Below are 16921 nucleotides of genomic sequence, written 5' to 3'. Positions count from 1 at the left end.
CCACCTTCTCCCGCAAGGGGAGAAGGGAAGAGCGCATCGTCGGCGCTTCGCTCACTCCTCCCATGTCCGCGCCAGCGTCGCGAGCCAGCAGCCTTCGCAATAGCGGGCGTCCTTGTAGTCGATCCAGTTGTGCGCATAGACGCGGTCGAGCGGGATGCCGTAGCGCGCGCGCAGGATCTGGACGAGGATCTTCCACGCCGCGACCTGCGCCGCGGTCGGGCCCGTCGTGACGTCGGGATAGTTGCCGGCGAACTCGACGCCGATCGAATTGTCGCGCACCACCTGGCGATAGGTCGGCTTGTTGTCGATGTACTTGTTGTCGTTGCGGTTGGCACCATCGCCGTGGGTCGGCACCAGGTTTTCCGCGACCGCCCAATAGACGGTGCCGTCGGTCTCGACCCACAATGTGACGCCGCGACGCGTGGGGTTCTTCGCTTGCACCTCGGCACCGCCCCGCGCCGAGCCGGCCGGTCCCTCGGTCTGGTGCACGATGATGTTGCGCCACGGTTTTGCGTTGCCGACGTCACCCCATGGCGCCAGCCACACCATCTTCAGGCCGGGAATGTCGGGCGTGCCGGAGGCGCGCGCGAGCTTTGCGAGCTCGGCGTCGGTCGCAGCGGCAGGTGCGATCAGAGTGAGAGCGGCGAGAACGGCCGCGAGCAGGCGAGAGATCATCATGTGGGTCCAATGCGGACCTGACGTTAGCACGCCCTTACGCGAATTTGCGCAAGGCCTCGCCTGGACCGATCGGGTCAGGCATGAGCGGCGGCGCCGGATCGTGGACGGCAAAGTCGTTCTTGCCGTTCTTCTTGGCCGCATAGAGCGCGTGGTCGGCATGCGCGATCAGGCGGTCCGGAAAATGGCCGACGCCGCGGTCCCACTGCGCTACCCCGATCGAGATCGCGATCGGAATGTCGACGCCGGTGCAGGTGACGGCATCCTGGCGGCAGACCTCGAGCACGCGGCGGGCGATCGCAGCCGCCTCGCGCAAGGTCGACGAGGGCAGCACGACGCAGAATTCGTCGCCGCCGGTGCGGGCGAGCATGTCGCCGGGCCTCAAGCGCGTCTGCGCCATCAGGGTGAAGTGCTGGAGGCAGGCATCGCCCGCGGCATGGCCATGGGTGTCGTTGATGGTCTTGAAGCCGTCGAGATCGATGACCAGCAGCGAGAACGGCTCGCTGCTGCGCTCCGAGCGGGCGCATTCTTCGCTCAGCCGCTGCAACAGATGCCGCCGGTTGGCGACGCCGGTGAGATCGTCGAGTAGCGCGAGGTCGGCGACCTCGTTGCGCAAGCTGTCCATCGCCATCAGCAGGAAGCCGAAATTGAGCGTCATGGACAGGAACAGGAGACCCAGCACCATGACGCCATGAGCCTGGCCGCCGGCGCTTGCCGAGAAATCGCCGCCGAGCAGATTGCCCACCGTGCGGACGACGAGGATCGCGATAATGGCGAGGATGACGATGCCGGACAGCCGGGCGCCCGGACTGACGCGGCCTTCCGGCGGCGACAGCAACAGACGCAGCGCCAGCACCAGCGGCACGGCCTGACCGAACGTGTAGCAGAGCATGCGCAGCTGCATGTTGTCGAAGCCGACCACGAAGAACACGACGCCGGCGAGGCTTAAGCCTGCTGTTGCGATCATGACGCGCCATGAGACGGGCCGGTGATAGAAGCGTTGAATGCCCATGGCGGCAAGGCAGCTCGCCGCGATGACGCCGGCGGCGCCAAGCAGGAGCGGCAACGGAGACGCGACGAACAGGCGCAGCAGGGCCGTCATCGCGCCGGTCGCGCCGATAAAGGACGATGCCATCCAGAACCGCGCGGCCGCGAATTTCGGATAGGTGCGCATCACGTAGGCCCAGATCAGGCCGAGCGCCAGGAAGTTGACGACGAACACGGTCCAGAGTGTCGGCACGTTCAGCATGGCGCACGCGGCGCGCGCAGCGTCGCGCCCTCCGTCCCTGCCAGCTGACCGTCCATGATCCCGTCCCCGTTTTCTTGGGGGGACAATGCCGCCGCCGCGCTTAACGGAGTCTCACTGCGATCCGCGAAAGCATGACTTTGGTTTTGGATTCATGAACGGCTGGCGCATTGTCGGATCGTTAGGCATGCCGGCGACGCGGATTCGTGAGCCAAAATCACCCGAAAATGCATCTGAGCTGTGGATAACGCGATGACACGGATGTGACAGCGCGGGGCAGAAGCGCGCGAATCTGCTGAGCTTGTCATCGAGGATGTTGCGAGGCTGGCCCTCCGCCGAGCATCCCTCGTGTCGCGTTTCACCATTAACCCTGAAGAGGATCCTATGGCTAAGAAAGCGAAGAAGGCGAAGAAGGCGACGAAGAAGAAGGCCAAGAAGGCAGCGAAGAAGAAGTAGCGAGGCTTCTTATTCTTTGCCCGGGTGGAGCACGCTCCGCCCGGGCGTCGGGTGGGAGTTCTGAGTTGGAAGATGGCGGGCGCAAGGCCCGCTTTTTTATTGGCTGGAGAAGCTATCGCTCCGCGAACGCCAGCTTGGCGCCGAGCGCGGCGAAGCCGGCGGCAAAACTCCGGCGCAGCCAGGCCATGACAGGCGGGCGGGAGATGACGCGCTCGCGCACCGATGCCGCACAGAGGCCGTAGACCACGAACACCGCAAACGTCATTGCCATGAAGGCGCCGCTCAATTCCAGCATTCGCGCCAGCACATGGGCTTCGTCCGCGGCGATGAACTGCGGCAGGAAAGCCAGGAAGAAGATCGACAGTTTCGGATTGAGGATGTTGATCAGGAAGCCGGTCACGATCACCCGACCGACCGAACGCTCGCGGATCTCGCCGTCGACTGCCAGCGCCCCGGTCTCGCGCAGCGCCTGCCAGGACATGTAGAGCAGATAGGCGACACCGCACCATTTCAGCGCGGCGAAGGCGAGCGCGCTGGTGTGGAGCACGGCGGCGAGCCCCAGCATCGCGCCCGTCATGTGCGGCACGATTCCGAGGGTGCAGCCGAAGGCAGCGGCGATGCTCGCGCGCGAGCCGCGGGTCAGCGCGGCCGCCAGCGTGTAGAGCACGCCGGTGCCGGGCGAGGCGACGACGATCAGCGAGGTGAGCAGGAAGGACAAGGTCATGGACCGACCTTATCACCGCGCCGCGGACCACGAAAGCCGGCCTGCCGGATCGACCCTCAGGACAGCTGCGCGATCTCGGCCTCGCGGAGCACGTCGAGCGGCGCCCATGGCTTGGCCCAGAACTTCGCGCCGTTCGGCAAGGCCTGCATCAAGGGCCGGCCGGAGGTGACGACGACGTCGAGCTTCGGGTTGCGGTCCTTGGCGACATGCGCGAGCTCGACGCCGTTCATGCGGCCGGCAAGCTGAACGTCGGTCATCATCAGGCAGAGCGCGCCGGCGCTCTTCTCCAGCACAAGCTCGGCCGCCTCGGCGCTCTCGCATTGAATGACGTCGTAGCCGCTTTCTTCGAGAAGAAGACTGAGCATCTCCCTCTGCATGAGGTCGTCTTCCACGATCAGTGCGGTGGCTCGAAACGGCTTTGCTTGTCCCATCGGCGGCTCCCAATGCTGCCTGTCTTCATCAAGTAACGTAGGTTAAGGAGGGAACCGCCATGCGGTTCGGTTCCAATATGAAAAAATGTAAATCATAGTTCCGCTCAAGTGGCTCGACGGGTGGATCATCATGACTGCAATCCGCGGCGCCGCCGCTATCACCGGAGCGGCAAGCGGCATCGGCCGCGCACTGGCGATCGAGCTTGCACGGCGCGGCTGCGATCTCGCGCTCGCCGATCGCGACGAGCCCGGGCTGAAGACGCTCGCGGCCGAGATCGGCGCCGCAAGCAAGCTCAGCCTGCATCGCGTCGATGTCAGCGAGCCCGACGACATCGCGCAATTCGCGCGTGAGGCGGCCACCGCGCATCCCGCACTTGGCATCGTCGTCAACAATGCCGGCGTTGCACTGATGGGATCGTTCGAGGAGATCGACCAGGCGCAGATGGACTGGCTGTTCGACATCAATTTCTGGGGCGTGGTGCACGGCACGCGCGCCTTCCTGCCGCATCTGAGGACGAGGCCAGAGGCGCACATCGTCAATTTGTCCTCGATCTTCGGCATCATCGCCCCGCCGGGACAGTCGGCCTATGCCGCGGCGAAATTCGCGGTGCGCGGCTTTTCCGAGAGCGTGCGGCACGAGCTGGCCATGGCGGGCAGCCCTGTCAGGCTGTCGGTCGTGCATCCTGGCGGCGTCGCCACCGCCATCGCCCGCAACTCGCGCACCGGGGTCGGCGTCACCGACAACGCACGCCGGTCGCAATCGATCGAGCGGTTCGAGAACGCGGCAAGGACCACGCCCCGGGACGCCGCGCTGCGCATCATCAAGGGCATCGAGAGAAACGAGCCGCGCATCCTGATCGGCAACGACGCCCGCTTCATGGATCTCCTGCAGCGCTTCCGCCCGGCAACGTACTGGGCGCCGTTGCAGCGCAAGCTGGAGAGGATGGCGAAGGGGACGGAGTGAGGGGCGCCGTCGAATTAAACCGTCGTCCTGGCGAGCGTTCACGGACCTCTCCGTTGTCATTCCCCGCGAAGGCGGGGAATCCAGTACGCCGCAGCCTCTCCGTATTCTCGCGCGGTCTCTGGAATACTGGATCGCCCGCCTTCGCGGGCGATGACACCAAGTATGTGCGCGAGTGCTCCGTCTCTTTGGCTCCCCTCACTGCCCCGCCAGCCGATCGGCAAAATACCCGATCGTCTTGCGATAGATCACCGCCCTGTTCCATTCGCGCATGGCCTCGAAATTGGCGGTGCCTTCGCCGTAGGGCTGGCCCATCTTGAAGCCGCTGGTGTGGAGCAGGTTCGCGGTCGAGGCGAGCACGTCGGGGACGCTGTGGCGGAGATCGACGTGGCCGTCGCCGTCGAAATCGACGCCGTACTTGATGTAGGAGGACGGCAGGAACTGGGTCTGGCCGATCTCGCCGGCATAGGCGCCGATCAGGTCGCGCAGCGGCAGGTCACCGCGCTGCACGATCTTCAGCGCCGCGAGCAGCTCGCCCTGGAATAGCTCGGTGCGGCGGCAGTCATGCGCGAGCGTCGCCAGCGTGCGGACCACCGGCAGCTTGCCGATGTCGCCCTTGCCGAAATCGCTCTCCAGCCCCCAGATCGCAACCAGGATATAGCGGGGCACGCCGAACTGCTGCTCGATGCGTGAGAGCAGCGCGGCATGGCGCTGCAACAGCGCCTTGCCGCCATTGATGCGGCCGGGGCCGACGCGGGTCGAGACATACTGCTCGAAGCTCTTGTTGAAGGTGTAGCGCTGGCGCCGGTCGAAGGCGAGCACCGCGCCGTCCTGCTGCACGCCGCTGAGCGCCGCGCTGGTCACGCTCGCCGAGACGCCGGCGGCCTGCGCTTCCGAGGCCATGCTGGCGACAAAGCTGTTGAAGTCGCCGCCGCAGCGCGCGGCTTGCGCCGATCCGCCGGCCAGACAGGCGATGAAGGCGATGGCCAAGGCGTATTTCGACATTCGGATGAATCCTACAGGGAATGGGCGGGAGAGCGGCGCGCGATCATGCCCGGGAACCAGATTCGCGTCAAAGCGGCAAATCCTCACCAGAACCAATCGCATCCTGGCTCGACGAATGAAGTCCGATGTCGCGACCACTGCATATCTCATGCGCTCGCTGCGGCATCGCAGCGCCAGCGATTTGCCTTGCCATGGCATGGCGCCGGTTATAACATTCTATTCTAGGTTGTCGCCCCGCCAGCCCCGGGCGACGCTGAAGACCAAAATAAACGGCGGGCTTCGCGGCCCGCCGTTTGTTGAGGCAAGGGTGAGGCAAGGATCTCCTAAGGAGCGCATCGGGTTTTACGAAGCGTTGGACTCTTCCGCCCGACATCGAGGCGCCTCGTAAATGGGTTCGTCGATCGATCGCGCAGCTGGTTCTGCCGCTGCAGGGTCCGCGCCCAGCCACCGGAAACCTGCCAAAGTCATTTGACTATGGCCCCCTGATCGACGAAAAGCCGGCCATGGCCAAAAAACCCGGAACCAATCCCAAGGGCGAATTCGCCTTTTTCAACGTCTTCTATGAAGACGGCTCACAACGCTCCAACCGGCGCGTGCCCGCCGAATTGCTCGGCGGCCTCGACGGCGACGAGCCGGCCCGCGCCTATATCATGGAGCAGGACCGCGAGATCGCCGAAAAATCTGGCCGCCCGGCGCTTGAGATCAAGAACCTCGAGCGGGTCGGCGCGAAGAAGAAATAGGTCGACCCAGGCAGGCGCTCACCAGCGCCCGCTCCGCCTGTTCCAGGCAAACAGCAGATCGGCAAACCGATCATAGAAGAACCGGGTGAACGGCAGCGCCACGCGATTGCCGAACAACCCCGCAAGCCATCCCTCCCCCGGGGTCAGCGTCCACAGCGCAATCGCGACATCCGCACCGACGATGAGTTGGCCGGTCTCGTCGGTCGCATGCAAGCGACGTCTGATGTCGTCGAGCGTGGCGCCAAAGTGCCCCAGCGCATCGGGCTGCTCGTTGATATCCCTGAATTCGATCGTGCCCGCGCGCACCAGCGCCAACAGCTTGTTACGCTGCCAGTCGATGCCGGCATCGCAGACAGGGCAACGGGTGTTGTACCAGACGGTGAGGTGAGCCGGCATCATCGAAGCATAGATGTCGATCCTTGCGACGTCGAGGTTGGAGCCATCCACCCGGAATTCCAGAATCGATGCGCCTCTCTGGTCGGGTGTATATTCGATTGGCAAAGCATGAGCCTCTATTGGGCTGAACGCTGTCGAAGTAGGCGTGAACGAAAACGGCAGGCTTTCGCCCGCCGTTCTTGTTTCAACAGACCACCAAGTGGCGGCGTTTGAACTAGTTATCCAGGAACGACCGCAGCTTCCGCGACCTTGACGGGTGCTTCAACTTCCGCAGCGCCTTCGCTTCGATCTGACGAATACGCTCTCTCGTCACCGAGAACTGCTGGCCGACTTCTTCCAGCGTATGGTCGGTGTTCATGCCGATGCCGAAGCGCATGCGCAGCACGCGCTCTTCGCGCGGGGTGAGCGAGGCCAGCACGCGCGTGGTGGTTTCGCGCAGGTTGGACTGGATCGCGGCGTCGATCGGCAGGATCGCGTTCTTGTCCTCGATGAAATCGCCGAGGTGTGAATCCTCTTCGTCACCGACGGGCGTCTCCAGCGACAACGGCTCCTTGGCGATCTTGAGGACTTTTCGCACTTTCTCCAGCGGCATGCCGAGCTTTTCGGCCAATTCCTCAGGAGTGGGCTCGCGGCCGATCTCGTTGAGCATCTGCCGCGAGGTGCGCACGATCTTGTTGATCGTCTCGATCATGTGCACGGGGATGCGGATGGTGCGCGCCTGGTCGGCGATCGAGCGGGTGATCGCCTGCCGGATCCACCACGTGGCGTAGGTCGAGAACTTGTAGCCGCGGCGATACTCGAACTTGTCGACCGCCTTCATCAGACCGATGTTGCCTTCCTGGATCAGGTCGAGGAACTGCAGGCCGCGGTTGGTGTATTTCTTGGCGATCGAGATCACGAGACGGAGGTTGGCTTCCACCATCTCCTTCTTGGCCTGGCGGGCTTCGCGCTCGCCCTTCTGCACCGAGTGCACGATCTTGCGGAACTCGATGATCTCCAAGCCGGTCAGCGCCGCGAGCTGATGCACCTCGTGGCGGAGGTCCTTGATGCGGTCCTTCTCGTGATGGACGAAGTTCTTCCAGCCCTTGGCCGACAGCTTCGAGACACGGTTGAGCCAGCGCGGATCGAGCTCCGAGCCGGTGTAGTTGCGCAGGAAGTCCTCGCGCGCGACGCCGTGGCTGTCGGCAAGGCGCATCAGGCGGCCCTCATGGGAGACGAGGCGCTTGTTGATGTCGTAGAGCTGCTCGACCAGTGAGTCGATACGCGCCTGGTTCAGGCGCAGCGACTTCACCTCGACGATGATCTCGTCCTTGAGCTTGCGGTATTTGCGCTCCTGGTGCGGCGAGAGCGAGGGGCCGTGCGAGGTGCTCTCGAGCTGGTTCTGGATGTCCTGCTCTTGCAGCTTGCGCAGCTTCTTGTAGCTGTCGGCGATCTTGTCGAAGATCTCGACGACCTTCGGCTTGAGCTCGGCCTCGATCGCCGCAAGCGACATCTGGTTCTCGAACTCGTCGTCCTCGTCCATGTCGGCTTCGGCGGCGGATTCCGCCGGATCCTTCGCGGCGTCGCCGACATTTCCGGGCGCAGGCGCGGCGCGGAACGGGGTCGGCGCCGGCGGTGCGGCCGGCGGCGCGACATGCGCGGGCGCGGCGCCGGTGGCCTGGCCGCCTTCGGCCGTCGCTTCACCGGTCTCGCCGTTCGGACCGGCGATCATCGCATTGTTCATGCCGGCCTTGGCATCGGGCCCGGCATAGGTGGCTTCGAGATCGATGATGTCACGAAGGAAGATTTTTCCTTCGTTGAGCTCGTCGCGCCAGATGATGATGGCCTGGAAGGTCAGCGGGCTTTCGCACAGACCTGCGATCATCGCCTCGCGGCCGGCCTCGATGCGCTTCGCAATCGCGATTTCGCCTTCGCGCGACAGCAGCTCGACGGTGCCCATCTCGCGCAGATACATGCGCACGGGATCGTCGGTGCGCTCGCCCGGCTCGCTCTTCTTGACCTCGGTGACGGCCTTCTGGGTGACTTCGACCAGTTCGTTGTCGGTCTCGTCCTCGCCGCTCTCGTCCTTGTCCTCCTCGCCTTCGCTATCGTCGGCTTCGGTGACGTTGATGCCCATGTCCGAGAGCATGGACATGATGTCCTCGATCTGCTCGGGAGAGGTCTGGTCGGACGGCAAAACTTCGTTGAGCTGATCGAAGGTCACGAAGCCGCGCTTCTTGGCCTGCTTGATCATCTTCTTCACGGCCGCGTCGGACAGATCGAGCAACGGCGAGGGCGCGTCCTGGGAGTCCTTCTCCGGCGCGTCCGCTGCCTTGTCGTCTTTTTCCTTGTCCTTCGCCTGCAGCGTCTTTGCCTTGGTGGCCATCCATTGCTCCTAAACGCGTTTCACACAGACGTTCGCCGCGCCCGCGTGAAATCACTTGAACCTGTTGCTCGATGCTCTCGCTTCGTCAGATCTCGACACGGAAAGGGCGGCGCGGACCTCTTGTCGCCACCCCCGACCTTTCACTCGCCGGATTTGCCTAACGCTTCGTAGAGCCTCTTTGTCGCAGCGGATGCAGGTGTAGTGCCAACAGCAATTGCGCGGATTCATTCCTGACGCGTCTGTTCTGCCTGCGGCCGCCTGGTGGCCAAAGTGCTACAAGACCGTTAAGCCTCGATTAACCCTGTTTTTGCCGCCAAACCTCGGATTTGGCGAGTCTTTTAGCGGTTCCGGTCCCGGCCGTCCGCATGATTCTTTCATCACACGCTCTTCTGGAACCGGCCCGACAGCTCGCCAAAACCCTCGATCAGGGCCTCGGTGCCGTCGACTTCGCCTATCCGAGCCTTGACGTCGCGCAGCCACGCCATGTTGGCCTCGCTGGGATCTTCCCCCAAGGCCAGCTCGGCGTCTTTCAGCTCTCTAAGTAGTGAATGGTACTGCCGATGCAAGGCGACCAGCTGATGCCAGGTGGAGAGAACGTCGTCCCGTGCGGCGCCCTCGCGGGCGCCCCACACCGCCGCGGTCGTGATGCCGCCCTCAACCCTTTGAAGGGCCTGAGAAAATCCACCCTTCTCGAGGTCGCTGCGCATCTTCTCGGCGAGCTCGCCGGGGTCCGGCGAATGGTGATGGTCGTTGGCGAAGGCGGCGATGATGCCGGCCCGGAGCTTATGGACCTCGGGATGGGCCAGCTCCAGGGCCGCGACTTCCTCGAGATGATCGTGGAGGAGCCAGGGGTGGTTGATCAGGATTTGCAGGATCAGGGCCTCCCGGCGGGAGATGGCGCTGCGTTGGCCGCGCATGATCGGGCTTGCCGCCAGCTGCGCGCTCGCCGCCTGGTAGGGTCCGGAGGGCAGCTGGATGGGCCCGGGTGGGCCGCGGCGGCCTCCAAATCCCTGACCGCCGAATCGATTCGCGCCTCCCCCACCGCGGGGCTGGAACTGACGGCCGGCCGAGCCGGGGCGGAAATTGCCACGGCCGCCGCCGAAGCCGCCGCGTGCGCCTTCGGGGGCAAAGGCGCGCTGAAGCCGCTCGGCAAGATCCTGCCGGTAATAGCGCCGCACCACCTCGTCGCGGATGCCGTTGGAGAGCTCCTTGATGCGCGCCTCCAGCGCGGCGCGGCGCTCGGGCGTGGCGAAATTGCCGCCTTCGAGCTCGCGCGACCAGATCATCTCGGCGAGCGGACGCGCCGCCGCGATCACCTCCTCGATCGCGCCACGACCGCCGGAGCGCACGAGATCGTCGGGGTCCTGCCCTTCCGGCAGCAGGGCGAAGCGCAGACTCTTGCCGGGCGCGAGGAAGGGTAAGGCGAGATCCGCGGCACGATAAGCGGCTTTCTGGCCGGCGCGGTCGCCGTCGAAACAGAGGATCGGCTCGTCCGCCATTTTCCAGAGCAGCGCGAGCTGGTTTTCAGTGAGCGCGGTGCCGAGCGGCGCCACGCTGCCGGCAAAGCCCGCGGTGACCATGGCGATGACGTCGACATAGCCTTCGACCACGATGAGGGGGCTGCCGTCATGGGTGGCTTTGCGCGCGGTCTGGTGGTTGTACAGATTGTCGCCCTTGTGGAAGAGCGGCGTCTCCGGCGAGTTCAGGTACTTGGCCGGAACGTCCTTCTCCAGCGCGCGCCCGCCGAAGGCGATGACGCGGCCGCGCAGATCCGTGATCGGAAACATCACGCGATCGCGGAAGCGATCATAGGGCACCGGGATGTCGTTGCCGGCCACCAGCATGCCGGTTTCGACCATGTCGTCGACGGAGACGCCGAGCTTGCCGAGATGCTCTTTCAGCGCAAAGCGATCAGGTGGCGCATAGCCCAGCCGAAACTGCAATTGCGTCGCCGGCGAGATCGCGCGGTCGGCGAGATAGCCGCGCGCCTTGGCGCCGACGCGAGAGGCCAGCGTCTCGGCAAAGAACTTGGCGGCGAGATCCATGACGTCATGCAGCGAGCGGCGCCGCTGCTCCTGACGCGCCGCATCCGGTGTCACCGCTGGCAGCGGTAGGCCCGCCATATTGGCGAGCCGCTCCACGGCCTCCGCGAACGGCAGGCCGTCGGTCTCCATCATGAAGCTGATGATGTCGCCGTGCTTGCCGGAGGAGAAGTCGTGGTAAAAGCCCTTCTGGTCGTTGACGTAGAAGGACGGCGTCTTTTCCTGCTGGAACGGCGACAGCCCCTTCCACTCTCGCCCCGCCTTCTTCAGTTTGACGCGCTTGCCCACGACTTCGGAGACCGAAAGCCGGGCCCGAAGCTCGTCGAGGAATTGGGGCGTGAAGCGCATCAGGTTGATTTCTGGGGTGAGTCGGGCGTTTTGCCAACGAATAGGCATATAAGGATGCCCCCGGGAAATACGATGCACTTGGGGCTTCTCCCGGCTATTCACAGGTCGAAGATTCGACGGAAAGCTTGAACCCGCCCCGGTTCCACGCTTCCATGGGGGCCATGTTCAGGACCTTCCGAGGCGGCCAGAGCGGGGGTTGGCGCATCACCTCGATTTCGCCGGTGACGGGCGAGCCCCTCGCCTTCATGCCAACGCTGTCGGTCACCGACAGCGAGGCCATCGCGTTGCCGCTGGTGCCCTCGCGCAATGCCTGGCGCCTGGTCGGTATCGCGAGCAGCTTGCGCTACACCGAGCGCCCGGAGAAGCAGCAACTCACTGCCGTGCAGGCCGGCCTCGGCCGGCTGGAAGCAACCAGTGCGGCGCTGATCCCGATCCGCAAGTCGCAGGCCTGGTGGGATCTGACCCAGGAAGAGCGCCGCAGGATCTTCGAGGACAAGTCGCATCACATCGCGAATAGCCTGCGCTTCCTGCCTGCGATTGCGCGGCAGCTCTATCATTGCCGCGACCTCGGCGGGCCCTTCGACTTCCTGACCTGGTTCGAATTCGCGCCTGCGCACGCCTCGCTGTTCGAGGAGCTGGTCGCAATGCTCAGGCGAACCGAGGAGTGGAGCTATGTCGAGCGCGAGGTCGACGTGCGCGCAGTGAAGGAAGTGCTGTCGGGCTAGAGCCCAAGAAAGCGGCCGGATTCGATGCGCGGCAGATCGGTGACGGGCCAGTTGTAGATGTAAGTCCAGGCCGGTGCCGTCACCCCGTCTGCACCTGTCACGTCGACCAGCTGGCGCAGATATTCGGTCGGCTCCGGAAAGCCCTCGCCGCAGGCCTCGTACATGTCGAGCTCGCGCAAGAGTTCGTCGGGCACGCGCAGGTGAAAGAGTTCGCCGTGGACGCGGTCGGACGGCACATCGGAGAGCAGCAGCCCCGGATAATGCTTCACCAGAACGAGCCGGCCGCGGCAGGTCGCTTCACCCAGAAAATCCGCGTGGCCCGCAAGCAACCGCGCCATCGGATGGTCGAAGCCGCGCATCAGCGTGCCGTAGACGAAGAGACGATTGGAGGTCATGGCCTTCTATAACCATCAATCGGCAGCGTGCAAATCGCAGCGGATCTACAAAACCTCCGCCTCGAGTGTCACGCCGCTGCATTGCTCGTCCGACACCACCCTGATGGTCACGTCCATGGCGTCGAACGCGCCGGCAGGGCCGATATAGACGCCGTGCAGCGGGATTGCCTGGCGCGGATCGCGGGCGACCGCGACGCGGATGAGGTCGCGGGTGCCGACGATGCCGTTGGTCGGATCGAACTCGATCCAGCCCGCGCTGGGCAGGTAGACCTGGACCCAGGCATGCGTCGAACCGCCGCCGACATGGCGCTGCTCGATGTCCTCCGGCAGGAAGATGTAGCCGGAGACGAATCGTGCGGCGATGCCGAGATGACGCAGCGCCTCGATCATGAACAGCGCGTAGTCGCGGCAGGTTCCGCTACCGGACTGCAAGGTGTCGAGCGGATGCTGCGTGCCCAGCTCGTGGCGCTTGCGGTACTTGAACCGCTCGCGGATACCGTGGGTCATGCCGCTCAGGATCTTGAAGGTCGGCGTCGGCGCGTCCTCGTCGAGAAAGCCGCGCGCCCATTCCGCGATCTCGCCATCGGGATCGGTATATTGCGGCGTGATGTAGTGGACGAGGTCGGGAAACTCCTCATCGTCATACGCGAAAGGATAGAAATAGGCCGAGTCGTCCGGCGTCAGCGCGAACTCCTCGACCGGATTGTGCTCGACGGTGACGTGCCAGTCGAAGATCAGCGCGTCCGCGCGCTCGTCGAAATTCGCGATCGCGACGGAATTGCCGAACACGTCGTGGATCCAGTGCAGCGACATCGGCTCGGGCGATATCTCGAGCCTGGAGTCGAGCACGCGCAGATCATGCCCGTCGCGCGGCCGCAGCATGATCCTGTGTTCGCCGAACGCCACGGGGCGGGTGTAGCGATATTCGGTCTTGTGATGAATCGTCAGCAACGGCATCGTCAGGCAATCATGGTGATGTCGGGCGGACCAATCTATAGCAATCCCGCCCGATTCTTCGGGGTGACTGCTGTTTCATTAGGCAATCAGGATGGCTTTAGACACAATCGGGGCGACCAATCAACTCCTCAGCGAGGGTGACGTCCCCCCGGTGCACGAGGTGAATGCGCAAGGGACATCGCCTTTTTTGCTCACCTCGGACCACTACGGAAGGGTCCTGCCGGCTGCGCTTGGCGATCTTGGCGTCGCCGAGAACGAGCTGACGCGGCATATCGCCTGGGACATCGGCATTGGGGGCGTCGCCGACCGGCTGGCAGAGATGCTGGGCGCACATCTGATCGCCCAGCGCTATTCGCGGCTGGTGATCGACTGCAACCGCCCGCCCGCCGCCGTGAGCTCGATTCCCCTGATTTCCGAAGCAACCGCGATCCCGCGCAACGAGGGAATTTCGGAGCAGGAGCGCAAAGCGCGCCGCCGCGAGATTTTCGAGCCCTATCACCGGCATATCCATGCCGCGATCGACCGCCGCGTGCACGACAAGCGGCCGACGGTGCTGGTGTCGCTGCACAGCTTCACGCCCGTTTACGCCGGCGTCGCGCGTCCCTGGCACATCGGCGCGCTCTACAATCGCGACACCGTGCTGCCGCAGCTGCTGCTCTGGCATCTCCGCAGCGAGAGCGATCTCGTCGTGGGCGACAACGAGCCCTATGCGGTGAACGACCTCACCGACTACACCATCCCCGTGCACGGCGAAGCTCGCGGCCTCGTCAATACCGGCATTGAGATCCGCCAGGATCTGATCGCCGACCAGTCTGGCCAGCAACAATGGGCCGAGCGGCTGGCGCGGATTTTTGCAGAGATCGAGGTTGAACTGCGGGCGGAAAGGCTGGTCGATTAGCCCGACGGCGGTTATTTCGCCCTGGTCAGCGCCAGCCAGATGCCGCCGCCGATCATGAAGCCGCCGGAGATGCGCGACATCATGCGGGTGCGGCGAGCCGAGAAGAACTTCCGGGCCCGCCCCGCGGCGATGGCGTAGAGCGCGTCCGTCATCACCGCAGTGACCATGAAGGTGGCTCCCAGCAGCGCGACCTGCGGGAAGTGGTCGCGGTTCATGTCCATGAACTGCGGGATGAAGGCGCCGAAGAACACCAGCACCTTCGGGTTCGACAGCAGCACCAGGAAACCTTGCAGGAAGAATCCGCCGCGCGGCGGCGCCGGCGGCTCATCCACATTGACGCCCTCGACCGGCGCCCAGATCAGCTTGATGCCGAGCCAGACCAGATAGGCGGCGCCGGCAAAGCGCACCCAGTCGAACCAATACCCCATGGTCGCCATCAGCGAGGTCAGTCCGACCGCGACGATGCCGATGACGATGGCGAGGCCGGCCTGCGCACCGGCCACATTGGTCAGCGCCGCGCGCGTGCCGTGGCGCAGCCCGTTGGCGATAACGAGGGTGACGATCGGCCCCGGCAACAGCGCGAGCGCGATGCAGGCGGCAAGGAAGGCGAGATAGGCTTGCAGAGACATCATGGGGAGGACTCGCTGGGAGCGGTTTGCGGCATTAATGCATGGCGAGGGCGGGAACGGAAGTCACGACCTTGCGCTTGACGTGCAATCATTTGGTTGCCTATTATCGCCGCCATGGATGAGGTCTTCAAAGCGCTCGCCGATGCGTCACGACGGTCGCTGCTCGACAGACTTCACGCCAGGAACGGCCAGACGCTGAACGAACTCTGTGAAGGCCTCGCGATGACGCGCCAGGCCGTGACCAAGCACCTTGCCATTCTGGAAGAGGCCAATCTGGTCACGACCATCAGGCACGGCCGCGAGAAGCTGCACTATCTCAATCCGGTTCCGATCCATCAGATCGGCGAACGCTGGATCAAGAAATTCGAGCGCGGCAAGCTCGCCGCACTCGGCGAGTTGAAACGCCAGTTGGAGAAGCGTGATGAGTAAGCCGCAATTCGTCTATGTCACCTACATCGAGACAACGCCAACGAGGCTGTGGGAGGCGCTGACATCGAGCGAATTCACCAAGCAATACTGGTTCGGCGCCGAGGTCAGGTCCGACTGGAAAATCGGCTCCCCTTTCGCGCTGCTGCTGGACGGCGAGACCACCGATTCCGGCGAGATCCTCGAAGCCGATCCGCCGCGGCGGCTGTCTTACAGCTTCAAGCACCAAAAATACGAGGAGCTGCGCGGTGAGCCGATCTCGCGGGTGGTCTTTACCATCGAACCGTTCGGCTCGCTCGTGCGTTTGACGGTGCTGCATGACGGCTTCGTCGAAGGCGGCAAATATTTCGGCGCCGTTTCCAACGGGTGGCCGGCGATCCTGTCCGGGCTCAAGAGCCTGCTGGAAAGCGGCAAGGTGCTGGCCATTCCGCACGCAGCCCTCAACAAGGGATTCGATGCAAGATGAACCTCGATCGGTTCAAGCCGCTCACCGTCTACACGATTTACATCGCCGCGACGCCGGACCAGGTGTGGGAGGCGCTGACCTCCGCCGAGTTCAGCCGCCAATATTTTTCCGGCTTTGCGGTCGAGATGGAGCCAAGACTCGGCGGCAAATTCGTCGTGCGCGCGCCTGATGGCTCGGAACACATTTCGGGCGATGTGTTCGAATACGATCCGCCGAACAAGCTGACGGTGACGTGGAACGTCAACTGGCCCGACCTCGTCGCAAAGCTCGGCGCGACGCTTGTCACTTACGAGATTGAACAAGCCGGCGAGGCCGTCCGCCTCACCATGAGCGAACACCACGACCGCCCGCTCAGCGACGACATCCTTTCCGGCGGCCGCACCGGCTGGCCCGCAATCCTGTCGGGGCTGAAGAGCCTGCTGGAAACGGGCAAGGCGCCGCAGATCAAGATGGCGCCGCCGGCGCAGATGCTGGAAGCGTTGAAGGCGATGGGTATCAAGACGCCGTAGCGGGCGAACTCCGTGTCGTCATCGCTTCTTCTTCACCGGAGGCGGATTGATTTCGTCGATCTTGCGACTGCAATCCGCTTCCGAGTCGTGCGGGCCCGAGACAAAGGTCCCACTGACCTTGATCGCGTACCAGCCCGACTCGACGCCGAGCCGGAGCGCTTCTTCTGTCTTGACGTGCCGTGGCGAGAGAGCTTGCATCGGTTGAGTTTGCATCGGGTGCTTTCGGTTGGCGTTCGATCTCATGATCGATCGCGGTGAAACCTTCAGGTGTCCGCGGCACGCGCCTGCCGCGTCCAACTCACCGCTGGAGTGGGCAATATGCGCGACGACCGCTGTTACGACGTCGCTACGAGTCGGCTCCGCCGCTGCGAGGGAATGAGGCGCTTCACGTCGCGCGAATAGTCGTGGCGCTGCATAGGCGCAGAAACGACAGATCTTTCGACATTCCCGCACCGTGCGCGCAATCGCCGCAATTAGCTATCATTTTCTCGCCCGTGCCGCACTTTTGAGGCGCCAATTGCCGCCCG

The 16921-nt window shown here is 64.1% G+C and carries 19 protein-coding genes; 7 read left to right on the top strand and 12 right to left on the bottom strand.

Features of this window, described 5'->3' with window-relative positions; genetic code table 11:
• Nucleotides 1-51 precede the first annotated feature (51 nt).
• From BcanWU425_RS07735 to BcanWU425_RS07720, 4 genes are all read right to left on the bottom strand, one after another.
• Nucleotides 52-678 carry a peptidoglycan recognition protein family protein gene (locus tag BcanWU425_RS07735; protein WP_085349601.1) on the bottom strand — a complete coding sequence of 209 codons (627 nt, stop codon included), beginning with the start codon at nt 676-678 and terminating at the stop codon, nt 52-54.
• Between the two features lie 34 nt (nt 679-712).
• Nucleotides 713-1924, bottom strand: a complete 1212-nt coding sequence (locus BcanWU425_RS07730; RefSeq protein ID WP_204512319.1) for a GGDEF domain-containing protein — start codon at nt 1922-1924, stop codon at nt 713-715.
• A gap of 565 nt (nt 1925-2489) precedes the next feature.
• Nucleotides 2490-3101, bottom strand: a complete 612-nt coding sequence (locus tag BcanWU425_RS07725) for a LysE family translocator (protein ID WP_204512320.1) — start codon at nt 3099-3101, stop codon at nt 2490-2492.
• Nucleotides 3102-3157: 56 nt separating this feature from the next.
• Nucleotides 3158-3532 carry a response regulator gene (locus BcanWU425_RS07720; RefSeq protein WP_018453620.1) on the bottom strand — a complete coding sequence of 125 codons (375 nt, stop codon included), beginning with the start codon at nt 3530-3532 and terminating at the stop codon, nt 3158-3160.
• Nucleotides 3533-3662: 130 nt separating this feature from the next.
• Between BcanWU425_RS07720 and BcanWU425_RS07715 the strand changes: the two genes are divergently transcribed.
• Nucleotides 3663-4496 (top strand): SDR family NAD(P)-dependent oxidoreductase, encoded by an 834-nt coding sequence (locus BcanWU425_RS07715; protein ID WP_204512321.1) that lies wholly within the window; start codon nt 3663-3665, stop codon nt 4494-4496.
• 195 nt (nt 4497-4691) lie between these two features.
• On the opposite strand, the gene BcanWU425_RS07710 is transcribed toward BcanWU425_RS07715, so the two are convergent.
• Entirely contained in the window at nt 4692-5498 is an 807-nt protein-coding gene (locus BcanWU425_RS07710; RefSeq protein ID WP_085360517.1) for a lytic murein transglycosylase, read from the bottom strand.
• A 503-nt stretch (nt 5499-6001) separates the two neighbouring features.
• On the opposite strand from BcanWU425_RS07710, the gene BcanWU425_RS07705 reads away from it, so the two are divergent.
• On the top strand, nt 6002-6238 hold the full coding sequence (locus tag BcanWU425_RS07705) for a hypothetical protein (protein ID WP_007614643.1): 237 nt from the start codon (nt 6002-6004) through the stop codon (nt 6236-6238).
• An 18-nt stretch (nt 6239-6256) separates the two neighbouring features.
• Here the strand turns inward: BcanWU425_RS07705 and BcanWU425_RS07700 are convergent, their stop codons facing one another.
• From BcanWU425_RS07700 to dnaG, 3 genes are all read right to left on the bottom strand, one after another.
• Complete coding sequence (locus BcanWU425_RS07700) at nt 6257-6637, bottom strand: thiol-disulfide oxidoreductase DCC family protein (RefSeq protein WP_377792036.1); 381 nt, start codon at nt 6635-6637, stop codon at nt 6257-6259.
• 211 nt (nt 6638-6848) lie between these two features.
• Nucleotides 6849-8999: an RNA polymerase sigma factor RpoD gene (rpoD, locus tag BcanWU425_RS07695; RefSeq protein WP_204512322.1), complete on the bottom strand. Its 2151-nt coding sequence runs from the start codon at nt 8997-8999 to the stop codon at nt 6849-6851.
• A gap of 377 nt (nt 9000-9376) precedes the next feature.
• Nucleotides 9377-11389 (bottom strand): DNA primase, encoded by a 2013-nt coding sequence (gene dnaG / locus BcanWU425_RS07690; protein ID WP_204512323.1) that lies wholly within the window; start codon nt 11387-11389, stop codon nt 9377-9379.
• 161 nt (nt 11390-11550) lie between these two features.
• On the opposite strand from dnaG, the gene BcanWU425_RS07685 reads away from it, so the two are divergent.
• Complete coding sequence (locus tag BcanWU425_RS07685) at nt 11551-12114, top strand: chlorite dismutase family protein (protein ID WP_204512324.1); 564 nt, start codon at nt 11551-11553, stop codon at nt 12112-12114.
• On the opposite strand, the gene BcanWU425_RS07680 is transcribed toward BcanWU425_RS07685, so the two are convergent.
• Together BcanWU425_RS07680 and BcanWU425_RS07675 are read right to left on the bottom strand one after the other, a co-directional pair.
• Nucleotides 12111-12509 (bottom strand): gamma-glutamylcyclotransferase family protein, encoded by a 399-nt coding sequence (locus BcanWU425_RS07680; protein ID WP_018453612.1) that lies wholly within the window; start codon nt 12507-12509, stop codon nt 12111-12113. The genes BcanWU425_RS07685 and BcanWU425_RS07680 overlap by 4 nt on opposite strands.
• A gap of 45 nt (nt 12510-12554) precedes the next feature.
• A complete protein-coding gene (locus tag BcanWU425_RS07675) occupies nt 12555-13466 on the bottom strand; it encodes a transglutaminase family protein (RefSeq protein WP_204512325.1) in 912 nt (303 codons plus the stop codon).
• Between the two features lie 91 nt (nt 13467-13557).
• Between BcanWU425_RS07675 and BcanWU425_RS07670 the strand changes: the two genes are divergently transcribed.
• Nucleotides 13558-14364: an N-formylglutamate amidohydrolase gene (locus BcanWU425_RS07670; protein ID WP_204512326.1), complete on the top strand. Its 807-nt coding sequence runs from the start codon at nt 13558-13560 to the stop codon at nt 14362-14364.
• Between the two features lie 11 nt (nt 14365-14375).
• Here the strand turns inward: BcanWU425_RS07670 and BcanWU425_RS07665 are convergent, their stop codons facing one another.
• Nucleotides 14376-14996, bottom strand: a complete 621-nt coding sequence (locus tag BcanWU425_RS07665; protein ID WP_085384410.1) for a LysE family translocator — start codon at nt 14994-14996, stop codon at nt 14376-14378.
• 111 nt (nt 14997-15107) lie between these two features.
• Between BcanWU425_RS07665 and BcanWU425_RS07660 the strand changes: the two genes are divergently transcribed.
• The 3 genes from BcanWU425_RS07660 to BcanWU425_RS07650 are packed head-to-tail and all read left to right on the top strand — an operon-like array spanning nt 15108 to nt 16394.
• On the top strand, nt 15108-15422 hold the full coding sequence (locus BcanWU425_RS07660) for an ArsR/SmtB family transcription factor (protein WP_007614659.1): 315 nt from the start codon (nt 15108-15110) through the stop codon (nt 15420-15422).
• Nucleotides 15415-15885, top strand: coding sequence for an SRPBCC family protein (locus tag BcanWU425_RS07655; RefSeq protein WP_204512327.1), 471 nt, complete (start codon nt 15415-15417; stop codon nt 15883-15885). Before BcanWU425_RS07660 ends, BcanWU425_RS07655 begins: the two co-directional genes overlap by 8 nt.
• Entirely contained in the window at nt 15882-16394 is a 513-nt protein-coding gene (locus BcanWU425_RS07650) for an SRPBCC family protein (protein WP_204512328.1), read from the top strand. Before BcanWU425_RS07655 ends, BcanWU425_RS07650 begins: the two co-directional genes overlap by 4 nt.
• Before the next feature lie 18 nt (nt 16395-16412).
• Here BcanWU425_RS07650 and BcanWU425_RS07645 read toward each other — a convergent pair whose 3' ends face one another.
• Complete coding sequence (locus BcanWU425_RS07645) at nt 16413-16637, bottom strand: hypothetical protein (protein ID WP_007614662.1); 225 nt, start codon at nt 16635-16637, stop codon at nt 16413-16415.
• Between the last annotated feature and the right edge of the window lie 284 nt (nt 16638-16921).

The organism is Bradyrhizobium sp. WU425 (assembly GCF_021052305.1).
GTDB lineage: Bacteria > Pseudomonadota > Alphaproteobacteria > Rhizobiales > Xanthobacteraceae > Bradyrhizobium > Bradyrhizobium canariense_D.
The sequence above is the reverse complement of the archived record's forward strand: the minus strand, read 5'-3'. Positions and strand labels throughout refer to the sequence as shown.